Raw genomic sequence first — 15,182 nt, forward strand, 5'->3', positions numbered from 1 at the left:
CTCCCTGACCGCCATTGCTCCCGGTTTCCACCTCATTCATCCGGACACCATTATGATGGCGACCACGGAGGTCGGCATGACCACTCCACCGGTTGGGCTGAGCCCGTTCGTGACCTCCCCGGTGGCCCCAATGCCCACAAATAATGTGGTGAACGTGACCCTGCCGTGGCCCGGTATCCTGTTCTTTTTACTGACAATCATCGCCTGTGTGCCCTGGGTTTCGACATTTCTGGCGACCGCGACAATGGCGCCGAAGATCATAATCAAATGGCACGCTTTCGGCGGCATCCAGAAATTTCCCGCGCCGGTTGAAACTATTGACATTCCGAAATCATTCGACCTTCGCGGCATGCACGCGCCTACTTAAGGGCTCGGCGGATTCCCGCTGGAGGTCTTGCAAAATACTCATACCTGTCAACCCTTTCCTTTTGCTCCGATCTGGTTAATGAATTGGGGAACAGGCTTCGACAAAGAAACAAAAAATCGATGTCAGGGTGGAAGTGAATGATCGAATACCGGAAGTGCGCCGCACTCGCAGATACCAAAAATCTGCCCGGAAGGGGATATGGCCCCCGTTTTCCCCGATCATGTTTTTCCTGGTTCGAAAAAGTCTGGTTCCCCGCGCTGCGCAAAACGCGCACCGCTTCCGCACGCGGTTTGGGACCGGCACGTCTTACAGGCGTAATTTCGCGGGCCGGTGCTGTACCGTCGGTCGGAAACACGAATGAAATCCAAGTGAAGGAACCAAACGCATGACAGATTCTCAGGATCTCGATACCGTTGAGACCCAGGAGTGGCTGGACGCCGTCGAGGATGTGATCGACCGGGATGGTCCGGATCGGGCCAATTTCCTGCTCGACAAGGTCGTCGCCGAAGCCCGCGCCCGTGGTGCGGATCTGCCCTTTGGTTCCACCACGGCCTATCTCAACACCATTCCCGCCGACCAGCAGCCGGACTATCCTGGCGATCTCAGCCTTGAATGGCGCGTCAGGACAATCAACCGCTGGAACGCCATGGCAACGGTTGTCCGCCGGAACAAGGAATCCTCCGAATACGGCGGCCATATTGCCAGCTTCGCATCCTCCGCGGTGCTCTATGACATGGGCCTGAACCACTTCTGGCGCACCCGTTCCGAAAAACACGGCGGCGATCTGGTGTTCTTCCAGGGCCACGCCATTCCCGGCATCTACGCCCGCTCCTTCATGGAAGGCCGCCTGACCGAGGAACAGCTCGACATGTTCCGCTCGGAAACCAGCGGGGAGGGGCTGAGCTCCTATCCCCATCCCTGGCTGATGCCCGACTATTGGCAGTTCCCGACCGTTTCGATGGGCCTCGGCCCGTTGATGGCGATCTACCAGGCGCGGTTCATGAAATACATGCACAACCGCGGTCATATCGACATGGACGACCGCAAGGTCTGGGCTTTCCTTGGCGATGGTGAAATGGACGAGCCGGAAAGCCTCGGCGCCATCAGTCTCGCGGCGCGGGAAAACCTCGACAACCTGATCTTTGTGATCAACTGCAACCTTCAGCGTCTTGACGGTCCGGTTCGCGGTAATGGCAAGATCATTCAGGAACTTGAGGGCGACTTCCGTGGTTCCGGCTGGAATGTCATCAAGCTGGTCTGGGGCAGGGGCTGGGACGACCTGCTTGAAAAAGACGACAGCGGTCGCCTTGAGCAGCTAATGATGGAAACCGTGGACGGCGACTACCAGACGTTCAAGTCCAAAAGCGGCGCCTATATCCGCGAGCACTTCTTTGGCAAGTACCCGGAAACCGCTGCACTTGTCGCCGACTGGACAGATGACGAGATCTGGGCCCTGCGTCGCGGTGGTCATGATCCGCATAAGGTTTACGCGGCTTATGACCGCGCGGTAAAAACCAACGGTCGCCCGACCGTAATCCTCGTGAAAACCGTCAAGGGCTACGGAATGGGCCAGGCGGGTGAGGGTCAGAACATCACCCACCAGCAAAAGAAAATGGCCGAGGACGAGCTGCGCGCCTTCCGCGACCGCTTCCAGATCCCGGTTTCCGATGAGGATCTGCCCAAGGCGCCCTACGTGACCCTCGGAAATGAGCAGAAAAACTACATGCTGCAGCGTCGCGAGGCGCTGGGCGGGCCGTTCCCGAAACGGACGTACGAACACGCACCGATGGAAATCCCTCCGCTTTCGGCCTTCGACGCGCTGCTGAAGGACACCGGCAAGCGTGAGGTTTCCACCACGATGGCCTTTGTGCGGGTTCTCAATACTCTTTGCCGCGACAAGAAAATCGGCAAATACGTGGTACCGATCGTTCCGGATGAAAGCCGCACCTTCGGTATGGAGGGCATGTTCCGCCAGCTGGGCATCTACAACCCCAAGGGTCAGAACTACACGCCGGAAGACGCCGATCAGCTTTCCTGGTACAAGGAGAGCATCGACGGACAGGTGCTTCAGGAAGGCATCAATGAGGCCGGAGGCATGGCCGACTGGATCGCCGCAGCGACGGCTTATTCGGTGCATGGCGTGCCGATGCTGCCCTTCTACATCTACTACTCGATGTTTGGGTTCCAGCGGATCGGCGACCTTGCCTGGGCCGCCGGTGACAGCCGCGCCCGTGGTTTCATGGTCGGTGGCACCGCCGGTCGTACAACCCTGAACGGTGAGGGCCTTCAGCACCAGGACGGCCACAGTCACATTTTGGCCGGCACCGTGCCCAACTGCATCAGCTATGATCCGACCTTCGGTTACGAAATCGCGGTAATCGTGCAGCACGGTCTGACCCGGATGTATGTGGATCAGGAGGACGTGTACTACTACCTCACCGTGGAGAACGAGAACTACCACCACCCGGAAATGCCCGAGGGCGCCGAGGAAGGCATTATCAAGGGCCTCTACCAGTTCTCCAAAAAATCCCGCCCGGGCAAGAAGCACGTCAACCTCATGGGCTGCGGTTCGATCTTCCGCCAGGTCATGATGGCGGCTGAACTCCTGCAGGAGGATTTCGGCATCTCGTCCGACCTGTGGTCGGCCACGAGCTTCAACGAACTGGCCCGCAACGGCCAGGACGTGACCCGGCGCAACATGCTCAACCCGACGGATACCCCGGAGAAACCCTATGTCACCGAGGCGCTGTCCAAGGCGAAGGGGCCGATCATCGCGGCAACGGATTACATGAAAATTTATGCCGAACAGATCCGCGCCTATATCGAGCAGCCCTACCACGTTCTTGGCACCGACGGCTTCGGCCGGTCGGACAGCCGTGTGAACCTGCGCCGTCACTTTGAGGTGGATGCGAACCACATCGCGGCCGCGGCGGTTTACGCGCTCTACCAGGAAAAAGCCGTCACGGCGGCGGACCTCAAAAAAGCCTACGAAAAATACGGAATGGACCCGAACAAGGCCAATCCGCGCACAGCTTGAATTTGGGATCAGGAGAATAAGCAATGTCGACAGTTGAAGTAACGGTCCCGGATATTGGGGATTTCGATGAAGTGCCGGTTATTGGCGTTTTCGTAAGTGTGGGCGACACCATCGCCATCGAGGACAGCCTGATCGAACTTGAATCCGACAAGGCCACGATGGAGGTGCCAAGCACGCACGCCGGCACGGTCAAGGAAATCAAGGTAAAGGAAGGCGACACCGTCAAGGAAGGCGCCCTGATCCTCATCCTCGAAGCCGAGGAGGCGGGCGACGCCCCCAGGGAGGAGGCTTCCAAACCGGCCGAGAAGGCCGAACAGAAAGAGGAAGCCAAACCGGCCCCCGCATCCACACCGGACAAACCGGCGGGCTCCGGTCAGGGTGCCCTGACACCCGTTAACGAGGAGGCCTTCGCCAAGGCGCATGCATCCCCGTCCGTGCGCGCATTTGCCCGCCAGATGGGCGTGGACCTTGGCGGCATCGAGCCTTCGGGCCGCAAGGGCCGTATCCTGCGCGAGGACGTGGCGAACGCGTTGAAAAAAGGCATCGCACCCACTGGCGGTGGTGCCGCCGCGCCCTCCGGCGGCATGGGCATTCCCCCGATCCCGGCCGTGGATTTCTCCAAATTCGGCAAGGTCGAAGAGATCGAGATGCCCCGCATCAAGAAGATCTCCGGTCCGGCCCTCCACCGCTCCTGGCTGAACATTCCGCATGTGACGCATAACGAGGAAGCGGACATCACGGAGATCGACAAATACCGCAAGGAACTCGACACGAAGGCCAAGGAGGAGGGCTACCGCGTCACGCTTCTGTCCTTCATGATCAAGGCTTCGGTCAGCGCCCTGCGCACCCACTGGGAGGTGAACAGCTCCATCAGCCCCGATGGCGGAAGCCTTATCAAAAAGGACTTCTACAACATCGGTTTCGCGGCCGACACGCCAAACGGTCTTGTCGTCCCGGTCATCAAGGACGCCGACCGCAAAGGCATAATCGAAATCTCCAAAGAACTGGGCGACCTCTCGGCCAAAGCCCGCAAAGGTGAGCTGAAAGGCCCCGACATGCAGGGCGCAACCTTCACCATTTCATCCCTTGGCGGCATTGGTGGTACTTCCTTCACCCCCATCGTCAACGCGCCTGAGGTGGCCATCCTCGGCCTGACCCGCTCCAAAATGGCACCGGTCTGGAACGGCGAGGAATTCGTGCCGCGCAACATGCTGCCGATGTCACTCTCCTACGACCACCGCGCAATCGACGGCGCACTCGCCGCGCGGTTCTGCGCCACGCTCAAAAACCTGGTGGGCGACGTCCGCCGGCTGCTGCTGTAAGGGGGCGGGATCATGGCAACAACAGAGGTAAAGGTTCCCGACCTCGGTGAGGACGGCGCCTTCCCGATCATCAGCATCTTCGTCAGCGAGGGTGACACCATCGCCAAGGAGGACTCGCTCATCGAGATCGAGTCCGACAAGGCCACCATGGAGGTCCCGTCCTCCCATGCGGGCAAGATCGTTTCGATCTCCGTGAAAGAGGGCGACGAGGTCTCCGAGGGTACGGTTATCCTGACCGTCGAGGCTGAGGGCGATGCGGGCGGCGATGCCCCCGCAGCGGCGAAGGAGGAGGAAAAATCCTCCGAGCCCAAATCCGCACCGGCCCCTTCCACACCAACGAAAGCGGAACAGACCGGCGACATCCACGCTGAACTTGTGGTGCTGGGATCCGGCCCAGGCGGCTATACTGCTGCCTTCCGTGCAGCGGATCTCGGGCTTAAGACAGTGCTGATCGAGAAAGACCCCTATCTTGGTGGCGTCTGTCTCAATGTCGGCTGTATTCCGTCAAAGGCACTTCTGCACGCGGCCAAGGTCATCACCGAGACCGAGGAAATGGCCGATCATGGCGTCAAGTTCTCGAAGCCGTCGATCGACATCGATTCCCTGCGCGATTGGAAAAATAGCGTCGTCACCAAACTGACCGGCGGCCTGAAGGGCCTCGCCAAAGGCCGCAAAGTCGAGGTAGTCACGGGCAAGGGCACCTTCTCCGGTTCCAATCAGATCAGTGTCGAAACGCCCGACGGCACCAAAACCGTCAGTTTTGACCAGTGCGTCATCGCGGCAGGTTCCGAGCCGGTGGCTCTGCCATTCCTGCCCAATGATGATGAGCGGGTTATCGATTCCACCGGTGCGCTCGAACTGCGCGACATTCCCAAGCGAATGCTCGTGATCGGCGGCGGCATCATCGGTCTGGAGATGGCCTGCGTCTATGACGCGATGGGAACCAAGGTCACCATCGTCGAACTCATGGACCAGATCATCCCTGGCGCGGACAAGGACCTGGTGAAACCGCTGCACAAGCGTATTGAGAAACGCTACGAGGCCATCCGCCTGAAATCAAAGGTCACGGCCGTCAAGCCGATGAAATCCGGTCTCAAGGTCACCATCGAGGGCCCGGACGGCGAATCCGACGACATCTACGACCGCGTCCTGGTATCCGTGGGCCGCAAGCCCAACGGCAAAATGGTCGGTGCCGATGCCGCCGGTGTCACGGTTGACGACCGCGGCTTTATCTCCGTGGACAACCAGCAGCGCACCAACGTCCCGCACATCTTCGCCATCGGCGACGTGGTCGGACAGCCCATGCTCGCCCACAAGGCCGTGCATGAGGGCAAGGTCGCGGCGGAAGTCGCGGCAGGGCACAAACGGGCGTTTGACGCCCGCGTGATTCCGTCGGTTGCCTATACCGATCCCGAAGTTGCCTGGGTCGGCGTCACCGAGAACGAGGCCAAGGAAAAGGGCATCAAATACGGCAAGGGCGTCTTCCCCTGGGCCGCGTCGGGCCGCTCCCTCAGCATTGGCCGTGACGAGGGCATGACCAAGCTTCTCTTCGACGAGGAAACGGACCAGGTCATTGGCGCGGGTATCGTCGGCCCCAATGCGGGCGATCTGGTGGCGGAGGCCGCCGTGGCCATCGAGATGGGTTGCGACGCCACCGATCTCGGCCACACCATCCACCCGCATCCGACCCTGTCGGAAACCGTAAACTTCGCGGCAGAAATGTTTGAGGGCACAATCACCGACCTCATGCCGCCGAAAAAGAAGAAGTAGCGAACCAGCCGGCCCCGGAGCGTTTCGGGGCCGGTCTTATATGAGCGGGAGCAAACATGTCCGACGAAGAGCCCACCGGCGAACTCACCCTGCGCACGCTGGCCATGCCTGCCGACGTGAACGTGAATGGCGACATCTTCGGCGGCTGGGTTCTCTCCCAAATGGATATCGCTGCTGGTATCATCGCCGGAGGTCGAGCCAACGGCCGTGTGGCGACCGTCGCTGTCGACGCGATGAAATTCATCCGGCCCGTGAAGGTCGGCGACGTACTCTGCATCTACGCCAGCATCGACCGCGTCGGCACCACCTCGATGGGCGTGGGCCTCGAGGCCTGGGTGCGCCGCTCCCGTGTTGGCGGCCGTGAAAAGGTCACAGAGGCCACCTTTACCTTCGTTGCCATCGACAGCGACGGCAACCCGCGCCCCGTACCGAAAGAGCCGGTAAAGGTCTGACCTTCAGTCCAGCCGAAACCCGATTTTCCGAATAAAGGTGCCAAACCCGGCCCGTTCCGGTCGGCTGTACTGCCGCGTTTTGTCGTCCGACCACGTGTATATGTCCGGCGAGCCAAACTCCGCCGTGAACCTCGGCGCCCCTGCCGGCTCCCGCGCAGCCCGGTCAATGTCGTAAGCCGCGACGGCCTGATCGAGCCCGTCATCGGAATAGCCGTTCCTGTGCACCGTTACCGCCAAGGGCAGCCTCATGCTGATTTTGGGGGAGGGCGCCGCAGGATACCCCACCGCCAACCCGGCGATGGGAAAAACGTGATCGGGCAGGGCCAACAACCCGCTCACCTCCTCAATCCGGTTCCGCACCGTACTGATGGGGCAACACCCCAACCCCGCCGCCTCGGCAGCAATCACAAAAGCCGAAAGGGCGACCCCCGCATCCACACTGGCGTTGAAAAACGCATCCAGATGGTCATTTGCAAACGGCCGCTTCCATTTCTCTTGCAGCCGCCTCTGACGGTGGTTGTTGGCGCAGAAAACCACAAGCCCCGGCACGTCCCTCAGCCACGGCTGATCGCCTGCCAGTTCCAGAACCTACCCGACCAGATTCCGGTCATCCACCAAAATAATGTCCCGCTGCTGCAGGTCACTCTTCGACGGCGATGCCAGAGCCACGGCCGCGAGCGTACGTAGCACATCCAACGGCACCGGTTCACCGGTAAACTCCCGGCACGATCCCCGGCCGGCAATCCCTCCCAGAACACCGTTCGGATCATTGACCGCCAAAGTGTCGGGCGCGTCCAAAAACCGCTTTCGAAGCAGATCCAAAAGGCGGGTATTTTCCCTCATGACTCCTGCCTCCCCACTCACGCTCTACCCGGCCGCCAGGGTCCGGGACATCAGGACCGCGCCGGACACAAACATCAGAATAATCAGCAGCCAGCGAAACTGCACATCGCCAATACGTCCAAAGGCAAAAATGCCCAGTTGCGCCGCCGTCACCGAAACACAGAGCGCAATGAGAATTGCCTGCAGCATCGCCGCATCATACGTCCCCTGAAACGCCAGAATGACGGCACTGACGGCCAGAATGGTCAGGTTAAACGGCTGCAAAACCGCGCGGGTCTCCCGCTTGGTCCAGGGATGCAGGGTGCACCAGATCACCGGCACCGCTCCGGAAATCCCGGCCAGTCCTCCCATGAACCCGCCTGTCAGCCCGACCGCCATATCAACCTTCGGGGCCCGGTGATCCAGCGTCGGCAACCTGCGCCGCAGAACGAAAAATCCACCGTAGAGCAGCATGAAACCCGCCACCACGAGCTTCAGAATGGTCGGGTCGACATACCGCAACGCGCTGATCCCAAACGGAATACCGACGAAACCCGGCACCAGAAACCGCAAGGTCCTGTGCGGGTTCGACAGGATCGTCTCCCGAACCACCCAAAGCCCCTGAATCCCCGTGACACTGGCAACCACCAGCGAGATCGCAACCGCCTTGACCGGTGGAAACACCTGAAGCCAGAATCCCAGCGCAAACAGGGACGTGCCAAACCCTGCGAGGCCATTCACAAAACCACCCGCCGCCGCCCCTAGCACCAGCATCATGATCACTTCAGTGGTCATGGGCGAACCCTTCGCCCTGACAGACGCAGGGCGTTCAATCGGTTGGGCCGTACCCGACCGGCTTTATTCGCAAAAAATGGCATGAATGTCCGGACCAAAGAAACCTGTCAGCACCCTATGGAGCGAGCGCCTGACTTACAATCAGACCAGCCGGGATATTTTCCCAAACGGCTTAGGCCAGCACCGCCTTGCGTATGAGGTTCAGCCCCATCACTGCGAAGACAAGCAATACAAAATACCTGAAAGCCCGCTCCGACAAACGCCCACGCAGGTGCTCACCGATGGAAAAACCCAAAAACGTGGGAACGACCAGCGACAGTGAAATAAGAAATCCCCGCCCGGTCATGTAACCCTGGCTGATATACCCGGCCACCAGTGGAATGCTGCCAAGGAAAAACAAAAGCCCGGTCGCCCGGACAAACTCCGCCTTAGGTGTGCGCCGTGACATCAGGTAAATCGCCATCGGCGGCGCCCAGACCGAAGTCAGCCCGCCAAGGATCCCCGCAACGCCTCCCGCCACGATCTGAGCCTGCCTGTCCCGGCCTTCCGGAATGGGCGGCACCCGGTCAAAGATACTGACCGCCACAAACACCAGCATGGTGGCTCCAAGCATTGCCAGCAGAAACCGCTCCGACGCGTTCGCGGTCAACACAATCGTCACCGCTACCATCACCATGAGCGACAGGCCCAGCGGCAAATAGGTCCGAAACGCGCGCATCGTGTCGCCCGACCGGTACATCTGCCAAAAGTTGCTGAACAGGATCGGGATCAAAACCAGTGAAATCGCCGTGCGCGGATCGAGCATCAGCGTCATCAGCGCCAGCGCCGTCGTGGGCAGGCCCAGACCGACTGCGCCCTTCACCGATCCGGCCAGCAGAAAAATCACAAACAGGACGGCAACGTACTGAAGATGTTCCAAATTGACCCCGGACCACACGCGCTTGCCGGCTGCTCCGGAGCGTCCCGCCTTGAGTACGTCCCGCACCCAAAGAAGTCGAACCCAAAATGAGCGCGCTTACACCTGCGCCGGTTCCGCCTGCACGGCGAGTGTCGGCTCAATGGCCAGGGCACGCAGCGCATTCAAAATCACCGCCACGTCAATCACCTCCTGCAGCAATGCCCCCTGCACCGGCGAGAGATACCCGAACGCCGCCGCGATCATCCCCGCCACGGACAGGCCGATGCCTGCAACCACGCTCTGCACCGCAATCCGGCGCGTGGCCTGGGCGATCTCAATACCGGTTCCCAGCCGATCAACTCGATCCACCAGCAGCACTGCATCCGCCGCCTCGGCGGAGGCCGCCGCCCCCCGCGCACCCATCGCGACGCCCACATCCGCCGCAGCGAGCGCGGGCGCGTCATTGACCCCGTCGCCCACCATCATCACCGGGCCGTTGCCGCGTTCCGCGAGCAGCACATCGACCTTCCTGTCAGGCGTGAGCCCCGCATGCACCCCGTCAAGGCCAAGCTCCCGCGTGACACCCTCAGCCACCTCCGCCCGGTCCCCCGTCGCCAGCAGAATTCTGCGAATGCCACTACGCCTGAGCCCTGCCAGCATCGCTTCCGTTCCCTCCCGCAGCGGGTCAGCCATGACCAGGTGACCCGCCATGCACCCGTCCACCGCCACCGCTACCAGCACGGCGCCCTGCTCCTGCATGTCCGGGGCCCGCTGCCCGGCGGCGCACTGACCGGTCACAAAACCCCAGCCCCCCACGGCAACCTGGCGCCCGTCGATGCGTCCGAGCAGCCCTTCACCGGGAAATTCCTCCACATCCACCGGCACCGGAAGGTCCATGCCAGCCTCGCGCGCCGCCGCAACCAACGCCTGGGCCACCGGGTGGGTCGAGGCCTGATCGAGCGCCGCCGCCAGCCGAAGAACCTCATCCGCGGTTTCATCCCCATATGTGCCGATCGAGACTACCCTTGGCCTGCCATCCGTCAGGGTTCCGGTCTTGTCGAGAATGAGCGTCCTGATCCGGGCCATGTTCTCCAAAGGCCCGGCCCCCTTGATCAGCACACCAAACCGCGCCGCCCGCGACAGTCCAGCGACCAGGGCTACCGGGACGGCCAGAATAAGCGGGCAGGGGGTCGCCACCACCAGAACGGCCACCGCTCTGATCGGATCGTCCGTAAACCACCACGCGGCCACCGCAATCACAACGGTCACTGCAAGAAACCCCAGGGACCAGCGGTCCGCCAGCCGCGACATGGGTGCCTTTGACCGCTGCGCCGCTTCCACCAGCCGCACGATCCCGGCATAGGTGCTGTCTCCCGCCGCCCGCACCGCCGTCAGATCAAAGGCATCCCCCGCATTGGTCGCCCCGCTCATCGCCGCGTCGCCAGCAGCCAGTTTCACCGGCAGGGACTCACCTGTCAAAGCCGACATGTCCAGAAACGCCGTGCCCGTGGACACCTGGCCGTCGACCGGCAGAACATCCCCCTGCCGGATCAGCAGCCTGTCGCCGAGTTCAACATCATCCAGCGCCACGGTTTCCAACTGGCCGTCCCTGTGCCGCGTGGCCGTGTGCGGTACCCGCGACAGCAGATGGTGCATCTCACGCCGCGCACGTCCTTCCGCGAAACTCTCCAGAAACGTCCCGCCGGAATACATCACCGCCACCACGGCCGCCGCCAGCGTTTCTCCAAAGACCAGAGCCGCCGTCATGGAAAGCGCCGCCACAACATCGAGCCCGACCTCACCCCGCCCAAGCCCGCGCAGGATCTCCACCAGCAGCGTCCCGAGCGCCGGAACAACACCGGCAATCCACGCAACGCGGGCCAGCCCCGCGTTCCCGGCGCTCCAAAACACCAGCCCGGCAACCAGCCCAAGCACGGCCAGCCCCAGCACCAGGATCTTCAACCGGTCCGCCCTGCTCGTCTCCATCCCCGTCCGCTCTCCCTTGGCTTGAGGCACTGCCCCTGGCTCACCGCACTGAGGTCACCCTGGAACACGCAAAAAGACAACCGGAATGCTGTTAACGCGCTTCGTCGCTGGGAGTGGGGGCCGTGATTTCAATTCGGAACAGGACAAAACAATAGATCGCAACATCCCGGATTCACCCGTGTCGCACTGGCTAAAAACTTTAGGGGAAGGTGGCGGAGAGACAGGGATTCGAACCCTGGGAACCCGTGAAGGCTCAACGGTTTTCGAGACCGCCCCGTTCGACCACTCCGGCATCTCTCCGCATCAGGGCACTGCCATACTTGCTGTGCCGCGCCTGCACAAGTGGTGCGGCGAAATTTTTGTGACGCCGGGGCTCCGGCGTCATGGTCTACTCGCGCTCCAGAATTTCAGCGACAAAATCATCGAGCTGGTTGCCCGTCGCCAGAAGCCTGCGCGTCGCATCGATGCTCGGGCTGTCAAGCTGGGGCAGGGGTTCCAGGAACGCCTGTGGCGGCGAAAGTTCCGACGGATCCTCGGTCAGCGGTGGCTGCTCCACCAGACCGTCGCTCGCGGCCATGTATTTCGCCATGGTTGAGCGCTGTTCGTCCGTTTCCGTCTCGGTCACCGTCACCCAGTCGCCCGCCTGCCACGCCAGCGATGCCGCCTCGGCCGAGAGATCGGCGTCTTCCAGAATCTCCGTGGCCCGGTCAAACTGGCCTTCCATGGCCCAGGACCGCGCACGAACCTCCGCAGCCTGCTGGCTTTCGTCGCCCTCAATCGTTTTGCGCGCCGAGCCGTAGTTGCCCTGGTTCAGATGCGCACGGGCCATTAGAATGCGGGCCTCGTCATTGCGCCCCATGGCGGGATCAAGCACATCCACCGCCGCATTCGGCAGGCTCATGTCCAAAAGATGCCGCGCGACATTGATCCGCGCCGCATCGTTCTCCGGCCTGCGGGACAGAAGGTCATCCAGACCCAGCGCAACCTTGGCAAAATTTGCCGGGCCCACCTTTTCCGGGTCGGCATTGGCAAAAATATGCGCCGCGGCCTCCTCAATCTCCGGCGGGTTCCGCAGATCGGCATTCGCCTCGGTCAGTTCGGTGACCGCCGGGATCAGTTCATTCCGGGCCGCCAGCGCCTGCGCCAGAAGGGCGCGAATGGCAACCTCCCGCTCGGTCCCACGGTGCTCCAGGGCCGCACCGCGCATGTCGGTAATCGTCCGGTCCGGCACGGGATAGTTCGCCTCAAGCGCGATATCCACCATGTTGCCCAGAACCTCGACGGGATCGCCCGCATTGCTCTCATACATGGACGACAGCGCCTGAACGGCATCACGGGCATGACCATCGTCAGCATCCAGCATCGCTTTTGCGATCTTAACTTCCTGGCTTTCCTCGCTGCCCGACCGCACGATGATGTCGTAAATCCGCCGTGCCGGATCAGGCTGCCCCGCAATCAGCAGGTTCTCAATGAGTTTCGGCCCCAGCATCAGGCGCAGGGAGGACGGCAGGTCACCAAAGGCATTTTCCACCGACTCAAAATGGCTCTCGTTGTGGTAGGTCGGAGCCACGCCACCCAGGGCCAGCCACATGCCATGGCGACCGGGGCAGGGCTCCTTGCGGCCCAGCGGTCCGTAGGGCGACACGCGCTTGCCATCGACCAGCTTCGCCATCTCGATCAGCAGCGCGCGGTCCCGTGCCTGGGAATCAAAGCTTTCCAGCACGTTGATCGCCTCGGCCCCAAAGCCAAAATGGATATAGAGCTGCGCGAGTTCCGTGACGACAACCGGATCGGGCTCGTCAAACTCACCCAAAATCTCGTTCATCATGACCGGCACCTGATCGAACAGGGGCGATCCGTCCGACCAGTAGGCTATGTCGAGCCGGAAATCCGGGATACAGGTCGCGGGGCTCGCTTCCTCCCGCAGACGCTGCGCATGCAGCGCGCTCTCGCGCTCAAAAACCGTGGTCGCCTGGATCTGTCCGCTGTCGAGCATGTTCGACAGGATGTCATTGGGCCGCGATCCGGGCTCCTGCAATGCCATCGGAACCGTGGGGGGCAGGGAGGCCTCCGGCGCCACCGGCCGGGGCGGGGGCGTCGTATCGGCAAACTGGGGGCGGGCCTGCTCCAGGCTGGTGTCGGAAATGCCGTCATCCGCCTCTTCGAGCGTGATCAGACCCTGGCGCGCGGCCCGTTCGATTTGTTCGATCAGCGTCTGCTCCGCCGAACTGACGACCTGCGTCTCGCGCTCATCGCGTTCCTCATCCGTTTCCGGAGCATCGGCTACCACTGCCGGGCGGTCCTCCAGCGGAATGGGCTCCGCATTCGGCGGGGTCAAATCCACCAGCGGAATCACCGGCTGTTCCGGCGCAAGCGGAAGCCCAGGCGGCACGTCGGGCGTCCCTGAGACTTCAGCCGTCTCAACCTGCGCATCGTCCTCTTCCGCATCGAGATCAGGCAGATCAAACGCACTCTTGCGATCCGCGTCCGAGACATCGAGCGCCAGATACCGCGCACCCACGAAGGACGTGCTGACACGACAGTCATCGCAGCCCAGATCAACGGAAATCACCGTACCGGCTTCCACAATGCCCGTGCGCACGTCGGCAATGCGGTCGCGCGGCAGCATGTCGAAGGTATTGCCGGTGGTATAGGTGATCGACTTGCCGGGAAAAAAGATCGTCGCCCGGCCGTCAATGGTTTCAAGCGACCATTCCGTAGTCGGGTCGATTTCCATGACAATCCGGGAGAAGCCCTCGTGTTCCCCTCCACGGATGTTGCCACCCTCCACGGCGCCCGCGGGCGCGGCACCGACAAGGAGTGCCAGACCTGCTGCCCCGTAAAGATGTCTCATTATGCAGCCTGCTTGTTCGCTTTGAGTGCGCCTTCCAGCTCGTCATAGGACGGACGAACCGAGGACGGAGTGTTCTGACGGCCAACCTCAACACAGATGTTGGGGGCGTGCTGATGCAGTGCCGCGACAAGAACCTCGCGGATCAGGTTGTAGAAATTGTGATCCTCATCGATCACGTCCTTCACGCGCGAGGCAAACGGTCCAACAAAACCATAGGCCAGAAACACGCCAAGGAACGTACCCACCAGAGCGCCACCGATCATGCCACCCAGAATGGCGGGCGGCTGGTCAATCGCGGCCATGGTTTTGATAACGCCCAGAACCGCGGCCACAATGCCCAGAGCCGGCAGACCATCGGCAATGGTCTGAAGCGTGTGGGCCGAATGCTGGGAGTGATTGTAAATGGCTTCGATCCGCTTGTTGAGAACCTCCTCAACCTGAAGCGGATCGTCGTAGTTCATGGACGCCGACCGCAGCGTGTCACAGATCAGCGCCACGGCTTCCTTGTCCGCGAGAATGCGGGGATAGGCCGAGAAGATGGGGGAGGCGCCCGCGTCCTCGATATGGCTGTCGAGTTCCACCGGGTTGTTGCGCGCAATGGTCACCAGCTGGTACATGAGGCACAGAAGGTCTTCATAATCCTTGCTTTTCCAGTGTGGGCCCTTAAAAACCTTCCCCACATCCTTCATCGTGTGCTTGATGCCGTGGGTGTCGTTCGCGATCACGAAGGCGCCCAGAGCGGCACCGCAGATCATCATGATTTCATAGGGTGCGGCGTGCAGGATGATTCCCATTTTACCGCCAGCGATGACGTAGCCGCCGAAGACCATCACGAAGACAATGGCGATACCTACAAAACCAACCATGAAACCACTCGCA

The 15,182-nt window shown here is 61.5% G+C and carries 10 protein-coding genes, 1 tRNA gene and 1 pseudogene; 5 read left to right on the forward strand and 7 right to left on the reverse strand.

The window, feature by feature from the left end:
* Window positions 1-4 precede the first annotated feature (4 nt).
* The 5 genes from ACP15P_RS15155 to ACP15P_RS15175 all read left to right on the forward strand — a co-directional run bounded on the left by ACP15P_RS15155 (window position 5) and on the right by ACP15P_RS15175 (window position 6,948).
* A complete protein-coding gene (locus ACP15P_RS15155) occupies window positions 5-367 on the forward strand; it encodes a TRAP transporter large permease subunit (RefSeq protein WP_424929379.1) in 363 nt (120 codons plus the stop codon).
* A 385-nt stretch (window positions 368-752) separates the two neighbouring features.
* Window positions 753-3,404, forward strand: coding sequence for a pyruvate dehydrogenase (acetyl-transferring), homodimeric type (aceE, locus tag ACP15P_RS15160; RefSeq protein ID WP_424929300.1), 2,652 nt, complete (start codon window positions 753-755; stop codon window positions 3,402-3,404).
* 23 nt (window positions 3,405-3,427) lie between these two features.
* Window positions 3,428-4,726: a dihydrolipoyllysine-residue acetyltransferase gene (gene aceF, locus ACP15P_RS15165; RefSeq protein WP_424929301.1), complete on the forward strand. Its 1,299-nt coding sequence runs from the start codon at window positions 3,428-3,430 to the stop codon at window positions 4,724-4,726.
* 12 nt (window positions 4,727-4,738) lie between these two features.
* Complete coding sequence (gene lpdA / locus ACP15P_RS15170) at window positions 4,739-6,496, forward strand: dihydrolipoyl dehydrogenase (protein WP_424929302.1); 1,758 nt, start codon at window positions 4,739-4,741, stop codon at window positions 6,494-6,496.
* A gap of 56 nt (window positions 6,497-6,552) precedes the next feature.
* Window positions 6,553-6,948: an acyl-CoA thioesterase gene (locus ACP15P_RS15175; protein WP_424929303.1), complete on the forward strand. Its 396-nt coding sequence runs from the start codon at window positions 6,553-6,555 to the stop codon at window positions 6,946-6,948.
* 3 nt (window positions 6,949-6,951) lie between these two features.
* Here ACP15P_RS15175 and ACP15P_RS15180 read toward each other — a convergent pair.
* From ACP15P_RS15180 to motA, 7 genes and pseudogenes are all read right to left on the reverse strand, one after another.
* Window positions 6,952-7,791, reverse strand: a pseudogene (locus tag ACP15P_RS15180) (nitroreductase family protein).
* 24 nt (window positions 7,792-7,815) lie between these two features.
* Entirely contained in the window at window positions 7,816-8,565 is a 750-nt protein-coding gene (locus ACP15P_RS15185) for a sulfite exporter TauE/SafE family protein (RefSeq protein ID WP_424929304.1), read from the reverse strand.
* A gap of 172 nt (window positions 8,566-8,737) precedes the next feature.
* Window positions 8,738-9,484 carry a sulfite exporter TauE/SafE family protein gene (locus ACP15P_RS15190; RefSeq protein WP_424929305.1) on the reverse strand — a complete coding sequence of 249 codons (747 nt, stop codon included), beginning with the start codon at window positions 9,482-9,484 and terminating at the stop codon, window positions 8,738-8,740.
* A 96-nt stretch (window positions 9,485-9,580) separates the two neighbouring features.
* Complete coding sequence (locus tag ACP15P_RS15195; protein ID WP_424929306.1) at window positions 9,581-11,449, reverse strand: heavy metal translocating P-type ATPase; 1,869 nt, start codon at window positions 11,447-11,449, stop codon at window positions 9,581-9,583.
* Window positions 11,450-11,659: 210 nt separating this feature from the next.
* Window positions 11,660-11,749 (reverse strand) — tRNA-Ser (locus ACP15P_RS15200).
* Window positions 11,750-11,837: 88 nt separating this feature from the next.
* Window positions 11,838-14,303: a tetratricopeptide repeat protein gene (locus tag ACP15P_RS15205; RefSeq protein WP_424929307.1), complete on the reverse strand. Its 2,466-nt coding sequence runs from the start codon at window positions 14,301-14,303 to the stop codon at window positions 11,838-11,840.
* Window positions 14,303-15,169, reverse strand: coding sequence for a flagellar motor stator protein MotA (gene motA, locus ACP15P_RS15210; RefSeq protein ID WP_424929308.1), 867 nt, complete (start codon window positions 15,167-15,169; stop codon window positions 14,303-14,305). The genes ACP15P_RS15205 and motA overlap by 1 nt, the downstream gene beginning before the upstream one ends.
* Window positions 15,170-15,182: the final 13 nt, after the last annotated feature.

The organism is Amaricoccus tamworthensis (assembly GCF_049800875.1).
Lineage (GTDB): Bacteria > Pseudomonadota > Alphaproteobacteria > Rhodobacterales > Rhodobacteraceae > Amaricoccus > Amaricoccus tamworthensis.

What these genes read in the sequence shown, in the direction of transcription:
- aceE (WP_424929300.1), top strand. Translation starts at nt 753, where the DNA reads ATGACAGATTCTCAGGATCTCGATACCGTTGAGACCCAGGAGTGGCTG.
- aceF (WP_424929301.1), top strand. Translation starts at nt 3,428, where the DNA reads ATGTCGACAGTTGAAGTAACGGTCCCGGATATTGGGGATTTCGATGAA.
- lpdA (WP_424929302.1), top strand. Translation starts at nt 4,739, where the DNA reads ATGGCAACAACAGAGGTAAAGGTTCCCGACCTCGGTGAGGACGGCGCC.
- ACP15P_RS15175 (WP_424929303.1), top strand. Translation starts at nt 6,553, where the DNA reads ATGTCCGACGAAGAGCCCACCGGCGAACTCACCCTGCGCACGCTGGCC.
- ACP15P_RS15185 (WP_424929304.1), bottom strand. Translation starts at nt 8,565, where the DNA reads ATGACCACTGAAGTGATCATGATGCTGGTGCTAGGGGCGGCGGCGGGT.
- ACP15P_RS15195 (WP_424929306.1), bottom strand. Translation starts at nt 11,449, where the DNA reads ATGGAGACGAGCAGGGCGGACCGGTTGAAGATCCTGGTGCTGGGGCTG.
- ACP15P_RS15205 (WP_424929307.1), bottom strand. Translation starts at nt 14,303, where the DNA reads ATGAGACATCTTTACGGGGCAGCAGGTCTGGCACTCCTTGTCGGTGCC.
- motA (WP_424929308.1), bottom strand. Translation starts at nt 15,169, where the DNA reads ATGGTTGGTTTTGTAGGTATCGCCATTGTCTTCGTGATGGTCTTCGGC.